Annotated in this window: 15 protein-coding genes; 2 read left to right on the top strand and 13 right to left on the bottom strand. The window is 66.7% G+C overall.

All coding sequences use genetic code 11. The annotated features are described in order from the left end of the window. Window positions 1-246: 246 nt before the first annotated feature. Genes LX70_RS14610 through LX70_RS14595 form a run of 4 tightly spaced genes read right to left on the bottom strand, consistent with a single transcriptional unit; the run spans window position 247 to window position 4,500 of the window. Window positions 247-942: a hypothetical protein gene (locus LX70_RS14610; protein WP_105515516.1), complete on the bottom strand. Its 696-nt coding sequence runs from the start codon at window positions 940-942 to the stop codon at window positions 247-249. A 36-nt stretch (window positions 943-978) separates the two neighbouring features. Then, window positions 979-1,974 carry an LLM class flavin-dependent oxidoreductase gene (locus tag LX70_RS14605; RefSeq protein WP_105515515.1) on the bottom strand — a complete coding sequence of 332 codons (996 nt, stop codon included), beginning with the start codon at window positions 1,972-1,974 and terminating at the stop codon, window positions 979-981. A 58-nt stretch (window positions 1,975-2,032) separates the two neighbouring features. Continuing rightward, entirely contained in the window at window positions 2,033-3,016 is a 984-nt protein-coding gene (locus tag LX70_RS14600; protein WP_105515514.1) for a 3-oxoacyl-[acyl-carrier-protein] synthase III C-terminal domain-containing protein, read from the bottom strand. Beyond that, window positions 3,013-4,500 carry a class I adenylate-forming enzyme family protein gene (locus tag LX70_RS14595; RefSeq protein WP_170076211.1) on the bottom strand — a complete coding sequence of 496 codons (1,488 nt, stop codon included), beginning with the start codon at window positions 4,498-4,500 and terminating at the stop codon, window positions 3,013-3,015. The genes LX70_RS14600 and LX70_RS14595 overlap by 4 nt, the downstream gene beginning before the upstream one ends. A gap of 156 nt (window positions 4,501-4,656) precedes the next feature. Here LX70_RS14595 and LX70_RS20790 point away from each other — a divergent pair, with 156 nt between their 5' ends. Further along, window positions 4,657-5,262: a 4'-phosphopantetheinyl transferase family protein gene (locus LX70_RS20790; protein ID WP_170076210.1), complete on the top strand. Its 606-nt coding sequence runs from the start codon at window positions 4,657-4,659 to the stop codon at window positions 5,260-5,262. Between the two features lie 102 nt (window positions 5,263-5,364). Here LX70_RS20790 and LX70_RS14585 read toward each other — a convergent pair whose 3' ends face one another. Together LX70_RS14585 and LX70_RS14580 are read right to left on the bottom strand one after the other, a co-directional pair. Then, the gene (locus LX70_RS14585) at window positions 5,365-9,081 is read right to left on the bottom strand and encodes an AMP-binding protein (protein ID WP_105515511.1); all 3,717 of its coding nucleotides are present in this window, start codon (window positions 9,079-9,081) and stop codon (window positions 5,365-5,367) included. Next, window positions 9,078-9,878: a thioesterase II family protein gene (locus LX70_RS14580; RefSeq protein WP_105515510.1), complete on the bottom strand. Its 801-nt coding sequence runs from the start codon at window positions 9,876-9,878 to the stop codon at window positions 9,078-9,080. The genes LX70_RS14585 and LX70_RS14580 overlap by 4 nt, the downstream gene beginning before the upstream one ends. A 241-nt stretch (window positions 9,879-10,119) precedes the next feature. Between LX70_RS14580 and LX70_RS14575 the strand changes: the two genes are divergently transcribed. After that, on the top strand, window positions 10,120-10,398 hold the full coding sequence (locus LX70_RS14575; protein ID WP_105515509.1) for a hypothetical protein: 279 nt from the start codon (window positions 10,120-10,122) through the stop codon (window positions 10,396-10,398). An 88-nt stretch (window positions 10,399-10,486) separates the two neighbouring features. Here the strand turns inward: LX70_RS14575 and LX70_RS14570 are convergent, their stop codons facing one another. The 7 genes from LX70_RS14570 to LX70_RS14545 are packed head-to-tail and all read right to left on the bottom strand — an operon-like array spanning window position 10,487 to window position 17,437. Beyond that, on the bottom strand, window positions 10,487-11,419 hold the full coding sequence (locus LX70_RS14570) for a beta-ketoacyl-[acyl-carrier-protein] synthase family protein (RefSeq protein ID WP_170076209.1): 933 nt from the start codon (window positions 11,417-11,419) through the stop codon (window positions 10,487-10,489). Continuing rightward, window positions 11,409-12,251, bottom strand: a complete 843-nt coding sequence (locus LX70_RS20785; RefSeq protein ID WP_170076208.1) for a hypothetical protein — start codon at window positions 12,249-12,251, stop codon at window positions 11,409-11,411. Before LX70_RS20785 ends, LX70_RS14570 begins: the two co-directional genes overlap by 11 nt. Then, window positions 12,235-13,359 (bottom strand): acyl-CoA dehydrogenase family protein, encoded by a 1,125-nt coding sequence (locus tag LX70_RS14565; RefSeq protein WP_105515507.1) that lies wholly within the window; start codon window positions 13,357-13,359, stop codon window positions 12,235-12,237. Before LX70_RS14565 ends, LX70_RS20785 begins: the two co-directional genes overlap by 17 nt. After that, window positions 13,349-14,653: a type III PLP-dependent enzyme domain-containing protein gene (locus LX70_RS14560; RefSeq protein WP_105515506.1), complete on the bottom strand. Its 1,305-nt coding sequence runs from the start codon at window positions 14,651-14,653 to the stop codon at window positions 13,349-13,351. Before LX70_RS14560 ends, LX70_RS14565 begins: the two co-directional genes overlap by 11 nt. Next, window positions 14,644-15,624, bottom strand: a complete 981-nt coding sequence (locus LX70_RS14555) for a 3-oxoacyl-[acyl-carrier-protein] synthase III C-terminal domain-containing protein (RefSeq protein ID WP_105515505.1) — start codon at window positions 15,622-15,624, stop codon at window positions 14,644-14,646. Before LX70_RS14555 ends, LX70_RS14560 begins: the two co-directional genes overlap by 10 nt. Beyond that, on the bottom strand, window positions 15,621-17,003 hold the full coding sequence (locus LX70_RS14550) for an MATE family efflux transporter (protein WP_105515504.1): 1,383 nt from the start codon (window positions 17,001-17,003) through the stop codon (window positions 15,621-15,623). The genes LX70_RS14555 and LX70_RS14550 overlap by 4 nt, the downstream gene beginning before the upstream one ends. Further along, window positions 17,000-17,437, bottom strand: coding sequence for a hypothetical protein (locus LX70_RS14545; RefSeq protein WP_211301729.1), 438 nt, complete (start codon window positions 17,435-17,437; stop codon window positions 17,000-17,002). Before LX70_RS14545 ends, LX70_RS14550 begins: the two co-directional genes overlap by 4 nt. Window positions 17,438-17,504 lie beyond the last annotated feature (67 nt).

Genomic DNA, 17,504 nt, shown 5'->3' with positions numbered 1-17,504 from the left:
CGCCCATGGCAGCAAAGTCGTTCGCGGCAACGATGGCCGTCGGCCGTTCGGAAAGCACAGGAAGGCACCCCCCGCAACTGCGGCCGGTTTCGCAGTCGTAGTCCCCTGTTCGATCCGGTGCGGGCCGACCCCCAGCCGCGCGGCGACATGGAGGAAGGCCTCTTCTCTCACCGGCTCGAGACGCTGAACGACCTCACACCTTGCGCATACATCCGCAAAGTCTGGACGCCCCCCCGGCCGGGGTTCTCAGGACCGGGCGGGAACAGGATAGAGCGCGCCCTTGAGCAATTGGCTGGTGATGGTCAACCGGCCGTCGGCGCCCGGGGTCTGCGGCATGCCGCGCGAGAAGACGGCGACGGGGGCATCGACCGTGTACTCGATCGCCATGTCGCGCGGGTAACCGACATTGGCCACCAAGGTAGGTACGGCGATGTCGATCACAGGGGGTTGGCCCGCCTTGTGGGTGGTAAAATCGGCGGTGATCACGGCCTTGTCGGCCTTCACGCGCAGGCTGTCGGCGCCACCATCCAGGGTCAGCACCAGCTTGTCGGTCGCGACGGCAATATCGCTGTACAGGCCCTTCAACTCGACGACCGCCTGCGGCTGATCGACCGCCACCGCGATGCCCGCGGGCATGGTCACATTCACCGTCGCGTCACATTTGAAGCCGACCAGGAAGCCGCGATGCTGGATCTCGACAATGAGGGTGTCGCCCTGGCGGGTGAAGGCCGGTTCGACCTGGCAAAATACGTTGCTTTTCTGCGTGACGTTGATCCCGGGGGTTGCCGTCGCATCGGCGATGACGACGGTACGGCTGCCCTGGCCCTGGATCCTGAGGGCGGTGATGCCGGAGAGATCCGGCGTAGGGGTCTGTGCATCAAGCGGCATGGTCATGGCTCCGAAGCTGAGCGCGACAAGAAAGGCGCGAAGGGTCTGGGTCATCGTTGGGGTCCTTGGGTTGCGGAGGTTGCGGGAAGGTCAGTGAATGAGGGCGTCACTCGCCAGCGCGATCGCGCGGGCGGAGTGAACCAGATCGTCGCGGGTCGCCGGCACGTCGAGGATCAGCCCATCGACACCCTGTTCGCGGTAATCGGCCAGGGCCTCGGCCACTTCGGCATGCGTGCCGACGAGATAGGGGCAAAAGGTCTTGTAGGTCTGGAACGGGTGTAGCCAGTAGGTGCTGCGTTCGGACTGCGCGAGGCGCGCGCCGGTTTCGGTCAACTGGCGATGCCACTGACTGTCCGATGTGGCGGTGGCCATGCGGTGCATCATTGATCCGCGCGGGTCCTTGGGAAAGCGCTGCCCGGCAAGGCCCCAGGCCTCATCGGCGGTGTCGCGCGCGATCAGGCCGATGCGGATCACGCGGGTCGGGCGCTGTTCGGGATCCTCAGGGCGTTCGCCCGGCGGGCTGGGATAGCTGACGGGCGTTGCATCGAGGCTTGCCGCCGTTTCACGCCCGGCGGGGGAAGAGGAGGAGAGGAATATCTCGGGCAGGAGCGCCCGAGGCATTTCCGGCATCAGCCTGAGATTGTCGACCCGAAAGAAACGGCTGCTGAGCGTGACCGTCTCGCCGCGCAGCATGGCCTGGACGATGTGGCAGTACTCCTCAAGCCGGGCATAGCGGTCGTCATGGGCCGTATCGTCACCGAGCGCCTGAAGGTCGCGGGGGAAGCCACCCGCCACCATGTTGAGCGCCACCTTGCGGCCGGTCAGCAGTGCCAGGGACGCGATCCGCTTGGCCACACTGAACGGAGGCATGTAGACCGGCTGGGTGGCGATCATGGGGATGAAGCGTTTGGTCTCCATCAGCATCATCTGTGCGACCGTCCAGGGATCGACGAGCGAATTATCCGTGTAGATCAGCGCACCCTCGGCCCCGGCCGCCTCGCTCCAGCGGGCCACCTGGGACACGCGGGCGGGATAGCTCTGGGCATCATAGGCTGTCGAGGGCGGGCAGGTCGTGTAGAAGCGCATGGCGGTCGGTCCTTCGGTAGAGTGGCGGTTCAGGGGCGGCTTGGCTTTCAGATGGTTGTCAGTTTGGGGACGGCACGGCCCGATTGCGACCGAATGCGGGTTTCTGGACGTCCCGGATCGCGATCCGGGACCGTTCCAGCACCAGCGCCGCAAAGGTCGCGCCCATCCCGGCGGCGAAGCACAGGATGCGGTCGGCTTTGGTCCCGGGCAGCAACTCTGCAAGATTGTGGAACACGTCGGCGCAGAACAGATGGCCGGTTCGGGTGACGCTCCGCAGGTGGATCCGGTCCTGCCACCCGTAGCGTTCGGCGATGACCTGAAGCAGCGGCAGGTTGAGGTTGTAGGGAACCACCAGATCGAACGCCCCGGGGGCAAGGCGGAACCGGGCAAGGCTATCGTCGATGAAATCCTGCATCAGCGTGGCGAATCCGCGTTCCCAGTCGCGGCGCAGTTCGGGGGCCATGCGGCGGGGGTTGTCGTGGAATTGCGGTGCGTGGCGCAGGTGGCGTTGGCGGATGGCCCAGCCTTCGGGACCGGCACCGATCAGGGCCGCCGCGGGGGCTTCGCCAAGGACGGCGCCGGGCTGGTTGGCGGTTATCGGGTGGAATGCCTTTTCCCCGGTCAGGATGATGGCGGGCCTGTCGGGGCCGAGGCCTTCGACCAGGTCGACGGCCACCAGTCCCCCGGCGCAATGCGTCTGCGTCTGGGCCATGACCTCCCAGTGCGGCAGGCCCGCACGGGAAGCGAGGTGCCGCAGCCAATCGGTTCCGGCATGGGTGGCATGTGTCTGCGTGCGGACGTGCAGCAATGTGCCGCGCTTCCGGCGCAGATCCGGGTGGCGCCGCACCAGGCCGGCAACGGCGCCGAACAGCATTTCGGGCTGGTCGTCCTGGTGGACCAGGACAGTTTCAAGCATGAAATACCGTTCCAGAAGCCGTCGCTTGGAGGTTGGTACGCCGCGTGCCTCAGCCAGATCGCCGGCCGGCACACGGCTATCGCGCCCGGCTTGTCCGATCGAGATATCGACGAGATGGGGCGTCATGCGACCGGCTCAGCCAGACGGATAGCGCGCTTGTCGATCTTGCCGTTCGCGTTGCGCGGCAGGCCACGCTCGATCTGGACGCGGACCGGGCGCGCGGGCAATGGCAGGCGGGCGCTGGCGTAGGCGATCACCTCGGCCGGATCGAGCGTGGCGCCGGGCGCGGGTTCGACAACCGCAACCACGGCGGTTCCCAGCAGCGGATCGTCCTGCCCCAGGACGGCGGCCTGGGCGATGCCTGGATGGGTGACAAGGCAACGCTCGACCTCGACCGGGGCGACCTTTTGCCCGCGCACCTTGAGGATGTCGTCCGCGCGGCCAATGAAATAGCAGTAGCCTTCCTCATCCAGGCGGCAGATGTCGCCAGTATGGAAGGTGGTTTCACCGGTCTCCGGCCGGATCTTCAGGCGCGCAGCAGTTGCGTCGGGACGGCCCCAGTAACCTTGCATGATGGTGTCGCCAGCGATGACCAGCTCTCCGGTCGCGTTGGCCTCGTGACGGTTGCCTTCATCATCGACCACCCACATGCGCGTATAAGGGATCGCCTTGCCGACCGAGGTCTTGCGGATATCCAGCTGGTCGGGCTCAAGATAGGTGCAGCGATGGCATTCGGTCAGACCGTACATCGAAAACAGTCGCGCGCCGGGCATCATGGCACGCAGGTCGTCGATCAGCGTGGTGCCAAGGGCTGCGGCGGTGTTGGTCACGATGCGTAGCCCACCAAGGTCAAAGCGCTTGCCGATCTGCACCAGAAGCGCGCCCAGCGTCGGCACGAGAGGCAGGACGGTGGCACCGCTTCGGGCGAGGGTGTGCAGGCTGACGAAGGGCCGTGAGAAGTCGCGTTCGGCATAAACCGACGCGCCCGAAAGCGCGGCCATGGTCAGCTGATGCATACCGTAGTCAAAGGTAAAGGGAATCGCGCAGAAAATCCGGTCATCGGCGCGGTAGCCCAGGTAGGAAGCGACGGAACATGCGGCCGTCACCACGGCACGCTGGCTAAGCATCACGCCCTTGGGCGTCCCGGTCGAACCGGAGGTATAGATCATAAGCGCGAGGTCCTCGGGGGCGACATAGGTCGAAGGTGGGGTGGCATCGCCCAGCTGCTCGATCTCGACTGTCCAGAGCGGGGCGACGCTGACAGTAACGCCAGGTTCGGCGAGGATCAGCGCGGGCTCGCTGTCGCCGATCATCCATTCGAGACGGTCGGCGGGGGTGTCCACTGGCAGCGGGACGGCGACGGCGCCCGCCATCTGGATGGCCCAGAAGGCCACGGCGAAAGAGGCCGAATTGCCAATCAGCAGAAAGACCCGGTCGCCGATGTGGACCTGTCCCGCGACCATCTCACGCGCCAGGGCCGCGGCCTTGCCGACGAGTTCCTGATAGTCCAGCGCGGTGCGGCGGTCCTGCACAGCAGGGTTTTGCGGCGTGGCCCGCATGCGGCGCACGAGGATGTCGGAGAGTCGAGCGTACTGATCGGGGTCGTGCATCGGTCGGGATCCTTGCGGCAAGCGGCGGCGATAGCGCCTAAGGGCCTGGAAAGAGACGGCGGTATCGTCCGGGATCGTGATGTTGGACGCCCGTTTTCGTGTTTTGGGAAGCGGAGCAGGATAAGCTCCGCTAGGCTCGGCACGATGGAGGACACGATGCGCGATCTGCACCCCCTGCCCGCCGGCGCCCTGGTACCGATCCGCGCCGCTGCCGACTGCCCGCCCGCCTATGTGGGGCTGGTCGATGCATGGGGCGCAAGGCGGCGGGATACGTTCCTGGCCGGGCGGCGCGCTGCACATCGCGCGCTTGTCCGGGCCGGTGCCGGTGCCGCTGCCGAGCTGCCGATCGGCCGTCTGGAAAGCGGTGCGCCGCTATGGCCCGAGGGATGGACCGGCGCGATCACCCATCACGGCGCGCGGGCCATGGCCGTTGCCGGGCCGCGGCCCGGTCGGCTCGGGCTGGATATGGAGGGCCTCGGTCGGGTCGGGACCGCCGCTGCCGCCGCCCGTCTCTGCCTGTCCGGGCCGGAACGCGCCCGCTTTGCCACACCCGCAGACGTGATCCGGGCATTTTCGGCCAAGGAGGCGGTGTTCAAGGCGCTATCCGATCTGGCGGACCCGGCTCAACGGTTCTGGCTGCCGGATATAGCGCTGACGCCCGGGACCGAACCGGGTCGCATCGCCTGGGCGGCCCTGGGTCGCTTTGGCGCGCTGCGGCAATGGGTCTGCGCCGGATTGGTGGTAAGCCTGTGCCAGATGTAGGCGCGCGCGTCCTGCGCATCGTGGCGAGGCAGAAAAATCCCCCGCAGGGTGGTCGTCCATGCGGGGGCCAGTCGGGAGGAAGGAGCGAAGACGAAGGCAGGATCAGCCGCGCAACAGCGCCGCGAAATCCGATATTCTCGACCGTTCGAACAGGTCGAGCAGGTCGATGTCACAGCCCAGTTCGTCAAGGATGCGTTCCGCTGCGCGTGGCAGGTCCAGCGAGGTGGCGCCGCGGCTGAAGATGCAGTCGTCCGCCGCAGGTGGCGCGGGCAGGCGCAGCACCTCCTGCCAGACCCGGCACAGGGCCGCGATCACGGGATCACTGCTGGGCGTCGCATTCCCGGCAAGGCGCTTGCCCTCGGCGCGACGCTGCGACGGGATCGGCATGCCGAACGGATCGACCCCGGTCGCGGGTGTTTCGGGCCCGAGTTCCACCCGCGCGAGCCCCGCCAGGGGAAGGATCAGGTCGGCCGCCATGGCGCCGCGTGTCGCGTCGATGCCGATATGGACCGAGTCCACTCCGCTGGCCAGGGTCCGATCCAGCACCGACAAGGCGTCGGATGGTGCCATCACCTGGTAGCCGCGCTGCTCTGCCAGCCGCTTCTCGGCGAAACCGGCGCTCAGCCCGGTGTCCTCCCACATAGACCAGTTGAGGCTGACGATGCGACAGCCGTGTCGCTTTCCCGCCACGGCCTGCTGATAGCGGTTGGCCATGGAATAGGCTCCGTAGCCCGCCCCGCCGAAGCTGCCATTGAGCGAACCGAAGCAGACCAGCCAGTCCGCGCCGACCGTCGAAGCCAGTTCCGCCAGGGCAGCGGTGCCGCGCTGCTTTGCGGCGAACATCGCGTCAAGGCTCTGGGCGCGGATCTCGGACACCGGAGCATGCTGGGCAAGCCCCGCAAGGTGGAAGATGCCATCAAGGCGAAGGTCGCCGAGGCGTTCGCCAAGGTCGGCGTCGCCGAGGTCCAGCGCGCGATAGACCAACTCGGCCCCCGATCCGGCGCGGCGTCGCAGATCGGCAAGTCGCGCCCGACTGTCGGAATTCAGCGCGGATTCGGGCCGCCGTCCGGTCAGGACAAGACGCTGCGCGCCGCGGTCCAGCAAATGGGCGCAAAGCGCGGCGCCAATCCCGCCCAGCCCGCCGGTGACAAGGTAACGCCCGCCGCGCGCTATGCGGATGGGGTCGGCCCCATCGCGAGGACAGGTCAGCGCCTCCAGCCGCCGCACCGAGCGCTGGCCACCGGTCCAGACGACTTCGGTCTGCCGCGCCCTGTCCCCCAGTTCGGCGGCCAGACATGACGCCGTCAGTGGCTCTGCCCCCGGATCAATGAGCCGGACGGAAAGGCCGTCGGTCTCTGCTTCGGCAGAGCGGAGCAGGGCGGCGATCATCCCGGCCTCGGCACAGCCATCAGCCAGCCCCGGAGCCACCCAGAGCAGGCGCAGCCGCGCCTGTCGGCAAAGTTTCAGGACGCCCTGCACAAGGCCGACGGCACCGCGCGCCGAACTCACCGCGTCCGGCAACATCACCAGCGCCTCACCCTGCACGATGCCGATCTCCTGCCCCAGAAGGGCGGCCTCCGAGACGTACCCGACGCGCAACCCTTGCTGTTTCAGGCCCGAAATCAGCCCCGCGGGGGCGGTGCCGCAGAGGGTGATGCCCTCCGGCAAGGGGCCGGTCTCGGCGGCGGTGGGTTCCCAGGTCTCGCGCCAAAGCGTGGGCAGGCGCGGCACGGTTTCGCCGCCCGCCGGGTCATCGACCGGCCGGATCGCACCCGAGAGCAGATTGGCGCGTAGCTTCTCCTTCTGGATCTTGCCGATCGAGGTCTTAGGCATCTCTTGCAGCGACAGGGCGGCGACCACGTCGGCACCCAGCCCGTGTTCCGCGGCGAGGACCGATCGGATGCTGCCGACGAGGGTCGCCTCTGCCGGCATCATTTCGGGGACGAAGACGACAGCGATACGATCACGCCCGCCTTCGGCATCCGGCAGTGACAGGACCGCGGAACAAGAAGGTTTGACCCCGGCAATCCGGTCCAGACGTGCCTCGATCTCGCCGGGGCTGATGTTCAGCCCGTTCACGATCAGCACATCCTTCTGCCGTCCGGTGATCGACAGACCGGCGTCATCAATCCGACCGAGGTCGCCGGTGTCGAACCAGCCCGGTTCCGGAAAACTCTCGGCAGTCTTTTCAGGGGCATTGTGATAAGCGTCAAGAATGGTTGCGCCGCCAATCTGGAGTGCGCCGGTTTCGCCCCGGCGCAGGACGCGTACCGGGTTCGCCGGATCGACGATGCGCAGGGCGACGCCGGGAGAGGGCAGACCGACTGAAACCGGGCCACGGGCGCCGTCGAAGGGATCAAATCCCAGATTGAAGACACAGCCCGAGCAGGTCTCGGACATGCCCCAGGCGGGCCAGACGACGCTTCGCGCCATGCCAAAGGGGGCAAGCCCGTCAAGGAAACTGACCGCTGTGGAGCGGGTTACCGCCTCGCCGCCGTTCAGCAGGAACCTCAGCGGGCGCAGGTCCCAATCGCGCCCGCCCTTTTCGGCGAGATCGGCCGCGACGAGGCCAAATGCGAAATTCGGCGCCCAGCCATTCGTCACCCGGTATTGCGAGAGCCAGTCGATCCAGGTCAGCGGATCGCGCAACATGTCGCCCGCCACGGCGCGAATCTGGCGCGCCCCGACATACAGGTCGCGCATGTGCAGCATGACGATCGAGGCGACATGGTCGATCGGCAGCCAGTTCAGGGAGATGTCATCAGCGGTGACACCCTGCTGCGCGGCGCTGCCAAGGACCTGCGACAGAATCGCGCGATGGGTCTGGCGCACCACCTTGGGTTTCGACGTGCTACCCGAGGTCAGAAAGAACGCGGCGGGGGTTCCGGGGTCCGCGCTATGGGCCACATCGCGCGGCGCTGCGGCAAGCAGGCGGTCGTGAACAAGCACAGGGCGACCCGGCAGCAGGTCGCGGATTGCGTCGGCGGCACCGGCGGCCAGAAGCGCCGCCTCGGGCAGCAGTTCGGCCGCATCCGACAGTCGCCGCACCTGCGCATCGTCGAAAGAGAACCGCCGCGCCGACAGCAGCGGCACGGGTACCAGCCCGGCATAGACCGCCCCCCAGAAGGCGGGCAAGGCCAGGCGGTCCTCGCAATCGCGGTAAACACAGATGACCGGCGTACCCGGTCCATAACCCTCCTTGGCCAGACCGCCCGCGATGCGCAGCGCCTCCGCGTGAAGGGTGGCATAGCTCAACTCGACCGGAGAGTCGCCACGCAAGAGGAATGTGAGCCCGCGCGCGGCGTCCAACGTCGCCGCCCGGGTGAGGATATCGGCCAAGGTACGAACGCCCGGCTGCGCGTCGGGAAGCGGCCCGCCCGTTAACAGCGCGGGCCGCGCCAAGACCTCTGCTGGGGTGAGCTGCTCCTCGGTCCAGCCGGTGTCCGGGGCGGGCATCCGGTCCAGGGTGTGCAGGCTGGCGCCGCGGCCCAGGGACTTCGCCTCGATCACCGGCAGCGTCGCAAGCGCGGCAAGGTCCGGCGCCCCGCTGGCATCCCTCGGAATGCGGCTGACCGGAACGGCGACGACTTCGGCCGCCAGCGCTTCGGGCAGTGCGGCATCCTGCGGCCGCCCAGAAACCAGATAGGCCAGGCGACGGGGCCGCCCGTCAAGACCAAGACGGCGGCGCACGACGGCATCGACCACGTCGGGCCGGGCCAGAATGGCCGCGCGCAGATCGGCATCCCGCCCCTCGGCGGGCAGAAAACCGTCGGCCCGGTGGGCCATATCGGTCATGGCGGTGTCGATCTTCGCGTTCATGTCTTGCCCTCCAGCAGACCAGAAAAGAGACGGACCATGCGATGCGGCATGGCGACGGGAAAGAAATGCGCGCCCGGCATCCGCAGATGGCGGAAAGCAGCGCTGGTGCAGGCGGCCCAGTTGGCCATGCTTAGTGGCGTGGCGATCGGGTCGCGCGCGCCGCTGAAGGCGGTGATCGGACAGTCAAGCGGCCGTGCGTGCAGATGAACGTAATCGTGATTCTCGCGCAGGTCGTGCCGCAGGGTATCGAGGAACAGATGCGCCAGCCCGGGATGGCTGAGTATACCCTTGTCTTCGAGACCGATGGCCCGCAGAGTGGCGACCAGTTCCGCATCGGGCATGTCAGCAACAAGATGGGTATGTGGCGCCATGAAAGGCGCTGGACGTGCCATCACGACAAGGTGATCAACACGCACGGCGGTCCCGCGCAGCGCCTGCGCCACCTCATAGGCCACGAGGGCGCCGTAGGAATGCCCTACCAGAACCAACCGCTCTTCGACAGCGCTTTCGATCAGCGCGGCGGTGGCTTCGGCCACCGTGGCCGACAGGCCCGCGCGCGGCTCGTGCCAGCGGCTGTCGCGTCCGCGCGGCTGATAGGCCGCAACCGCCACCGCCGGGCCGCCAAGATCGCGCCAGGGCTTGAAGAAGCTGGCCGAGGTTCCCGCCCCGGCAAAACATACCACGCGCGTGGCCGCGCCGGGCGCGGCGCTAAGCGTCTGCAACGGGGAAGCGCCCAAGGCGCGGGCCGGGCGCCAGATCGGCGCGGCGGCCGTGGACTGGGGGGCGGTATCGAACATGCTGACTCCTGGTGCCTACAGTTGAACCCCACCAAGTCAGGTAATTCGCCAAGCTTCGTCCCAGATGATGATTTTGTCAGTGAGGCCAGAATGATGGCAGGTCCCCGATACGTCATTTTGGACGTCCAGCTTTCCGCGCCTGGTGCAAGAATCCGCCGCGGGGACAATATCCTCATTCAGGTCGCAGCGATCCTCCGGCCGGGACATCCTTCCCGCATCGCCCCAAAATGAGGAGACCCAAATGACGGAAACCCCCGACGAGAAGATTGCCCGCCTCGAGAAGCGGATCGAACGTCTCAAGGCATCTATGCTCTCGAATGCCAGCCGCCCGCGGATCATCACCGGCGCGGTGGCGATGGACGAGGCGCGCCGCAACCGCGACTTCGCCGCAACGCTCCTTGCCGCGATGGATCGGGGACAGGACCGCATGGTGGACCGCAAGACCATCACCCCCTTCATCGAGGAGGTCACCGAGCTTTGGGGTCTGCAGGACCGTCCGTCCATCGCTGAATTTGCCTGAACCCCACGGTTCGAAAGGACAAAAGAAAACCGCCGCCGGATCACACCGGCGGCGGTTTTACGTCTGGCTGTGGCGGGCGCGGCGCTGTTCAGGCCGCCGCCAGCACCGTCTCCCGCGTACCGCGAATCGTTGCTGCACCGGCAAAGCCCGCCATACCCACAGAAAGCACCGTACCCTCCACGGCGCCCACGGCCAGGGCGCGATCCAGCACGATGAAGGGATCCGCATTGCAGCAGTGACCGATATCCCGCACCAGCCCGTCATGGATCCGGTCGTGTGCCAGCCCGCTCATACGCGAGAAAAGGCGCCAGCTCAGCCCGTTGATGTTGTGCGGGAAAAGGCTCCCCCGATCGGGGTCGTGTCCCGCCATGGCAAGGGTTTGGCGCACAATGTCGATATGGGCGCGGTTGTAGCGGTCCATTTCCTCGGCCGGGCCATCCAGACCGCCCGCATAGCCCGCGAAATAGCGCGTCGAGATCGCGCCGAGTTGCAGGCCGCCGGGCCGCTTCGACACCCGCAGAAGGGCGTAGCCGTCGCCAAGCGCGGTGCAGGTCGGCACGTAGCGCTGCGCGAGCGGCCAGTCGGAGAGGCAATCACCACCGAAGATCAGCGCACTACCAACGGTCCCGGCCCTGAGCATGCGCTCGGCAGCGGCCAGAGCGTAGAACATGCCGGCACAGTTGAACTGGTCCACGTCCCATGTCCCGTTCAGCGTCGCCAAAGCGGGATGGCTGGCCAGCCGACCCAGATCGGCAAGGCGCTGCCCGCTGCGCGCCGGCAGGGAGTGGGCGTGGAGCAGCGCGACCGGCCCAAGCTCCTGCGGCGCCGGGCCGATCCGGTCCAGCAGATCGGCAAGATAGCCGTGCATCCCCTTGGCCGGATCGGCCGCGGCCAGGGTCTGCATTTCGAAAAGCTGCTGAAACAGGCGGATTTCATCGACGCCCCCGCCTGCATCGCGGATCGTGTCCGCAACGTCTATGCGCTGCTCGGGAACGATGGTTTCGATGGCTTCAAGCCGCATCACGGATCCCTTCGCGCTGAAAGCCGATGGCGCAAAGACTGCCCTGGTGCCAAGTCGCCAGCAGCGCTGCCGCTGGTGATGTCTCAAGCCTCGCCAGCGCGATGAAAGGCGCGGCACAGACAAGGCTTGGGTCGATGGCCACATCCGGCGCCACGGCGTTGGGTCCGATCACCGTCGTGGTCTCGGGCAAGCCTAGCTCGGCCCGGATCTCTGCCAGCGCAGCCGCAAGCCCGGCCTTTTCGGCCACGACCCGCCTGGCATAGCCGCGATAGGTCATGCCATCGGGCGCCTTCCCGTCCAGCACCATCAACGCGGCGACATTGGCCGGGGCAAGCGCCTCTATCGCAGGATCACGATAGAGCATGGTGCGCTGATCCATGACCATCAGAAGGACCTTCCTTCGGCGGCCCTGTTGCAGAACCCGCGCCGCATAATCGAAGGCGAAGAGCGGGGCCGACAGCCCCCGGTCACTGATGGCAAAGCCCAGGGCTTCGGTCAGCCCCAGCCGGTGCATGGCGTAATTGGTGACCGAGGTCCCCATGTGCAGGTCCGGCAGCCAATGTGCAAGAAGGACCAGGTCGGCATCCTCGGCCCCCGCCAGCCGCGGCGCGAGAGCCGCGACCATGTCCGAGAACGAGGCCCTATCCTCGGACCTGATCCAGACGGCGACGTTGCTGTCACGCGCGGGATCGTAATCCATGCCGTTGGCGGCAAAGAAGGCCTTGTTGAAACCCTCCCAGTAGTCGCGGTCGCCCTCCCAGGCGGGTTCGGGTACTTCGAGACCGCCAAAGCAGTCCCAGATCAGGCGGCCGGGGTCAAACTGCACGGTCATGGAAAACCTCTCTGGTGACGTAATCGCGATAAGCATTGAGACTGTGGATGGCTGTCGTACCTTCCATGTATTCGAACGCGCCCGCATCACGCCAAAGCCGCCGCATCCGGCGATCGGCAAGCAGAATGGCGGGGGCGCGGGCGGCAATGCGCGCCCGCACCCGATCGGTGAAAGCGGTGGCCTGACGCTTGAACTGGCTGACAGCATGGACCGGCAAGGGGCCAGTATCGGCCTGCACACCCAAACCCACCATCCGCCGCAGCAAGGCGCCATGTTCGCGCAGGAGGTCGTCGAAACCCCCGGTCGCGCCGCCCTCGGCCAGCCGGTCGAGCATGGCCCGACCGGTACCAAGCGCCATGGCGCCCACCATCGGCCGGTGCTTCTCGAAGACATCGGCAAGGGTCAGCATGACGGGGCGGCGACTGTCGATGGCAAGGATATCCTCGGCCCCGATGGCGAGCCCGTCGAACCGAAGGTGCGAGATACCGGCACCGCAAAGCCCGGTCATCGGCAGCTTCTCGGCGCAAAACGCGCGCCCGTCCGCCGCCTGCATCACCATCGCCAGGCGAAGCTGCGTCCGGTCGGTGGCCAGCACCAGCCCGCGCTGCGCCAGTGTCGCACCGCCGATCAGCGTCTTTTCCCCGGTCAGGAACCAGCCCGAGCCCGCAGGATCGAGCCGCATGCGACACTGCCCGGCATCCGAACCCACTGCGGGCTCTGTCACCCCGAAAAAGGTCCAGGCCGCGCCATCGGAAAAGGGCCGAAAGAACCGTTCAATCTGATCTTCGGTCCCCAGTCGCAGCACCGCGCGTGTTGACATCGCCGAGGCCGGAAGCGCCATCATGGCGCTCGCCGCCCCGCGCGACAGCCTTTCGACAAGCGCCAGGTGCAGCGCATGGCCGCATTCGGCACCCAGCCCCGCCTCGGCAAAACGGTAGGGCGTGATCGCATCGGGTACGCCAACATAGGAAATCGCCCGCATCTGCGGATCGGACCACACAGTACGCCAGGCTTCGGCGTCGGTTTCCTGCGCGTCGGCGGCTTCGGCCAGGCGCGGCAATTGGTGGTCCAGCGCCTGAACCAGGCGCAGCGCTGTCTCAGCAGGCATGGGCCAGCACCCCCGTATCGTCCTGCGCCATCCCGGTATCCCGCGGCAGGGGCCGCCAGACCTGATGCGGGATCTCTTGGTCGGCCGGGTCTGCCTCACGCACGAGGACCGCACCTGCGGGCGTCAGCATCACCTCGGCCGGGTGACCGAAGCTGAGGAACCGGGTGGGCGAGGCGGAGGGTCCGTAGGCCCCCGCCCGCTCGAAGCACAGCAGGTCCCCCGGCTTCAGCCGCGGCAGCATGACCTTGTCTCCGGTGGTGTCCGAGGGCGTACACAGCGGCCCGGTCAGCATCTGTTCGGTCATATCGCCATCGCAGGCACCCAGCCGCCGCACCGGCCAGTTCTTGCGGAAGGCGGAACCATAGCCCGCGGCCGCGGCGAAGATGTTCGAGCCGCCGTCGCAGACGGCAAAGGTCTTGCCCTTGCTTTGCTTGACGTAGCGCACACTGGTCACCAGGACGCCGCTGGCCGCCACCAGATAGCGCCCCAGTTCGATCAGCACCCGTGTCCTGCGGTGGCGGGCGCGGAATTCGGCGATCAGGTCTGCCAGCCCCCCGCCCAGGCGCACCGGATCCAGATCCCGTTCCTTCGGAAAATAGGCGAGACCAAAGCCACCACCCACATCGACGAAGGAAAGGGGGCGGCCAAGATGCGCGGAAACCCGCTCGGCAAGCTCCAGTATATTGCGCGTGTTGGCGAATACCGCCTCTTCTTCAAGGATGCGCGAGCCCAGATAGACATGGATGCCCACAGGGATCAGGCTGGCATGTGCCTCGACCATGTCGAGCACGTCCCAAAGCTCCGCTTCGTCGATGCCGAACTGGCTGGCCACGCCGGTCATCTTGATCCGCACCGAAGCGCTCTTGAAGTCGGGGTTGATGCGCAGACCCACCGGCTGCACCGCGCAGCGCCGCGCGGCGATGCTGCCGATCAACTCCAGCTCGGCACGGCTTTCGGCGATGATCGCCTTGATGCCGAGATCCATGGCGCGCTCAATATCCCGCTCCGATTTGGCGGGGCCGACATAGATGATACGGCGCGGATTTCCGCCTGCGGCCACGGCGGTCTCCAGCTCTGCGCGCGAGCAGACCTCGCAGCCGGCGCCCTCTTCGGTCAGGGTCCTGACCACGGCCTTGTTCGGATTCGCCTTGAGCGAATAGTAGATGTCCGATCCCTCGGGCAGGTAGCGTTTCAACCCCTGGAACGTCGCCTTCATTGCGCTTTGGTCATAGGCGAAGAAGGGCGTGGGTACATGCCCGGCAATGTCAGCCAGGACTTTGTCGGTCAGGAGCATGGGGAAAGATCCTTTCGCTGGGCGGGGATAGAAGCGGGAACGGGGGCGGGCAGGATGTCGATCAGGGTGGCGGCGGCGCTCATCCCCATTCCGACCGACACGCAAAGCGCGCGGTCTCCGGGGGCAAGCAGCCCGTCAGCCTCGGCATCCATCAGGTTCAGCAGAGGATCGGCGCCGAAGCAGTGGCCATAGCGGGGAATGTTGCGCGTGTAGACCGCCGTCAACGGCAGACCCAGCGTCTTGGCGATGGCTCCCCAGGAAACCAGATTGACGTTATGCGGCAGGATCAGGCGCAGATCGCCGGGTGCCAGTCCGAACCGTGTCAGGGCAGCGCGGATATGGGCGCCGACGAAGCCGACATAATTGTCTGGCAGGGCCGGTTCCTCGCCGCGATGGCCGCGGCTGATGGCGAAGCGTCCGTCATGGATGGCATGGGTGGCGCGTACCGCGATCCGCCCCTCACCGCGGCCGACCAGCAGGGCGACTGCTCCGTCCGACATGACCGTCGTATCCTGGATCACCCGCACGCGAGGGTGAAATGCCTTCTCACCCGCCAGGATGATCGCCGTTTCGCCAGAGATCAGGAGATCGTCCAGCATCTCCAGCGCCACCAAGCCAGAGGCGCAGTGAGCCATGGTCAGGCTCAGCGTCTCGATCCGCTGAGGCAGATTCAGGCCGATGCGCGCAAAGGCAGGCCGCACCGCGGGGATGGTGTGGGTGTGTATCACATAGCGTACACGCCGGATGGCCGCCGGGTCCTGAGAGGCCAGCGCGTCGAGCGCGCTGACCAGCAGGGTTTCAAGGCTCTCGCCGGGATCGTAGGGCAGACGCTCAAGACCGAAGAGGCGCCCGAACATCCGTACCTGCATTCCGTTCAGGCCGATCTCGGCCGCTGCCTCGGCCAGGGTCTGTGCAGCAGAGGGGACATGGGCCGCCATCGCGCGGATCGTCAAGGGCTCCGCCCGACTCATGCCGCCGCCTTCCGGCTCGTGGCCTCGGCCCGGCGCGACAGCGCCCGGGCCATCAGCCCGTACTCCACGGCAAAGACCGTGCCGTAGACCAGAGCCGAGCCGATCAGCACCCACATTGCGCGGTCGATGTCGGTGGCGTATCGCAGCAGCGCCCAGCAGGTGGCCCCCTCAAGGAGCAGGGTCCAGAACAGCACACGGCCGCCGCGGCCCAGGTTCTCCATCACCACATGGCAGAAAACCACGAAGGCGACGATGATGTAGGTGGGCAACAGCAGGGTCAACATCGCATCCGCGGCGGTCCGCACCTGCTGATCCTCGGCCAACGCCGCGATCAGGAAGGGTTGCGCCGCGTAGAGAGCGGCCACCAGCACCGCATAAAACACCAGCAGGCCCGTCGCAGATTGCAGCAACCGCGCCATGTGATGCGCGCCACCGCCATCGGCTTCATTGTCCTGGTTCAGCAGAACCGCCAGCGAGGTTGCAAGCGCCGTCGCCGGGATCAGCATGAAGAACCGTAGCCGCGTCGCCAGCAGAAAGCCCGAGGCATGTTCGCTGCCGAATTCGGCCATTCGGCCGAACAGGACGGTGGAGCTGAAAAAGCCCACCACCATCGACAGAAAGACCGGCGCGCCCACGACAGCCAGCAAGGTGGCCGCGCGTATCACGCTTGGCAACAGCGGCGCGGGGCCTGAACCGTCCAGCGAGAAAAGGACGACACCGGCCATCAGCAGCGTGGCCGCACCGCCCGAGACAAGGTTGCCGTAGAACAGCGCCTCGATGCCCATACCCACCGCGTGCAGCAGGTAATAAGTCACGCCAAGATTGATTACGACCGCAATTCCCAGCACGATCAGCCCGGGCAGGGTCCGCCCCTGCCCGCGCATCGTGCCGTTCAGGATCTCGAACAGGGCGAAGGGCGCAAGGGTCAGGATATAGGCAGGCAGCACCGCCAGCGTCGCCTCGTCCAGCACTTTGAAATAATGGATCAGGAGCCAGTCGCTTTCGCGCACGCACCAGAGCAGGCCCGCCGTGATCGCAAGTGACAACAACGACAGCAGCAGCACGGCCACCTTGATCCCCCCCTTCGGCCAGGCCTTGCAGGACCTGGCACTGAACACCTGCGCGGTGATTGCAAGCGCTTCGAGGAAGGCGAAGAACAGCAGATACCAGGGCTGCAACATCGACAACAGATAAAGCGGCCGGGTGTCGGGGACATGGCCAAGCAGGCTCGCCTGCCCGGTATGCAGCAAGGCCATCGCGCCGGCCCCCAGCATGATGGGCCAGGCCATGTGAAGCAGGTCGGACCAGGTCTTGCTCCAGCTCAGATGAACGGGGGCCGGGTCAGGTCCCAGATTATAAGGCGTGTCGATTGCGGTCATTGCAGGGTTCCTTCCTTGAGAAGGTCGGTGACTTGGGAAAGGGCGGGACAGGTGGTCGTGGCAGACGGCGTCAGCAGGATGAAATCCACCCCGCCCGCACCGCGAGCAGCGTCGTCGGCCGCGACCAGACGCCGCGAACGGTCATGGATCAGCAGGCAGACCTCGCCCTCGCGCAGGACGGCCTCGACCAGGCGAAGCGCCTCTGCGGGCAGCGACGTATCGGCTTCGTGCCGCAGTGCGGCGACCGAGGCGAAGGGCGGCAGGGCGTTCAGAAGATGCGGCAGGACCGGGCTGCGATAGTTCAGCGCAAAGCCGCTGGTCACGTAGACAAGGCCGCAGGCGCGGTCGGCGAAGGGCGCAAGCGCGGTGAGGATCATCTGCACGACCACCGGGTCGTGTACGTTCCGCGCCAGATGTGGGTGAACCCGTGCCATACCCCTGGCTCCGTGGTGGCGGCGCCAGACCCTGACCTGGGGCGTGTCTTCCACCGGCTCGGGTTCC

The sequence above is a fragment of the Albidovulum denitrificans genome (genome assembly GCF_002973535.1).
GTDB classification, from domain to species: Bacteria; Pseudomonadota; Alphaproteobacteria; order Rhodobacterales; family Rhodobacteraceae; genus Albidovulum; species Albidovulum denitrificans.
Note: the sequence above shows the minus strand (reverse complement) of the source record. Positions and strands in the feature narration are given on the sequence as shown.

Bases quoted from the DNA above. Each gene is read 5' to 3' on its own strand.
- LX70_RS14580 (WP_105515510.1), bottom strand. From the start codon at position 9,878: ATGTTCGATACCGCCCCCCAGTCCACGGCCGCCGCGCCGATCTGGCGC.
- LX70_RS14600 (WP_105515514.1), bottom strand. From the start codon at position 3,016: ATGACGCCCCATCTCGTCGATATCTCGATCGGACAAGCCGGGCGCGAT.
- LX70_RS14555 (WP_105515505.1), bottom strand. From the start codon at position 15,624: ATGAGTCGGGCGGAGCCCTTGACGATCCGCGCGATGGCGGCCCATGTC.
- LX70_RS14610 (WP_105515516.1), bottom strand. From the start codon at position 942: ATGACCCAGACCCTTCGCGCCTTTCTTGTCGCGCTCAGCTTCGGAGCC.
- LX70_RS20790 (WP_170076210.1), top strand. From the start codon at position 4,657: ATGCGCGATCTGCACCCCCTGCCCGCCGGCGCCCTGGTACCGATCCGC.
- LX70_RS14585 (WP_105515511.1), bottom strand. From the start codon at position 9,081: ATGAACGCGAAGATCGACACCGCCATGACCGATATGGCCCACCGGGCC.
- LX70_RS14595 (WP_170076211.1), bottom strand. From the start codon at position 4,500: ATGCACGACCCCGATCAGTACGCTCGACTCTCCGACATCCTCGTGCGC.
- LX70_RS14565 (WP_105515507.1), bottom strand. From the start codon at position 13,359: ATGCCTGCTGAGACAGCGCTGCGCCTGGTTCAGGCGCTGGACCACCAA.
- LX70_RS14575 (WP_105515509.1), top strand. From the start codon at position 10,120: ATGACGGAAACCCCCGACGAGAAGATTGCCCGCCTCGAGAAGCGGATC.
- LX70_RS14570 (WP_170076209.1), bottom strand. From the start codon at position 11,419: ATGCGGCTTGAAGCCATCGAAACCATCGTTCCCGAGCAGCGCATAGAC.
- LX70_RS14560 (WP_105515506.1), bottom strand. From the start codon at position 14,653: ATGCTCCTGACCGACAAAGTCCTGGCTGACATTGCCGGGCATGTACCC.
- LX70_RS14550 (WP_105515504.1), bottom strand. From the start codon at position 17,003: ATGACCGCAATCGACACGCCTTATAATCTGGGACCTGACCCGGCCCCC.
- LX70_RS14605 (WP_105515515.1), bottom strand. From the start codon at position 1,974: ATGCGCTTCTACACGACCTGCCCGCCCTCGACAGCCTATGATGCCCAG.
- LX70_RS14545 (WP_211301729.1), bottom strand. From the start codon at position 17,437: ATGGCACGGGTTCACCCACATCTGGCGCGGAACGTACACGACCCGGTG.
- LX70_RS20785 (WP_170076208.1), bottom strand. From the start codon at position 12,251: ATGACCGTGCAGTTTGACCCCGGCCGCCTGATCTGGGACTGCTTTGGC.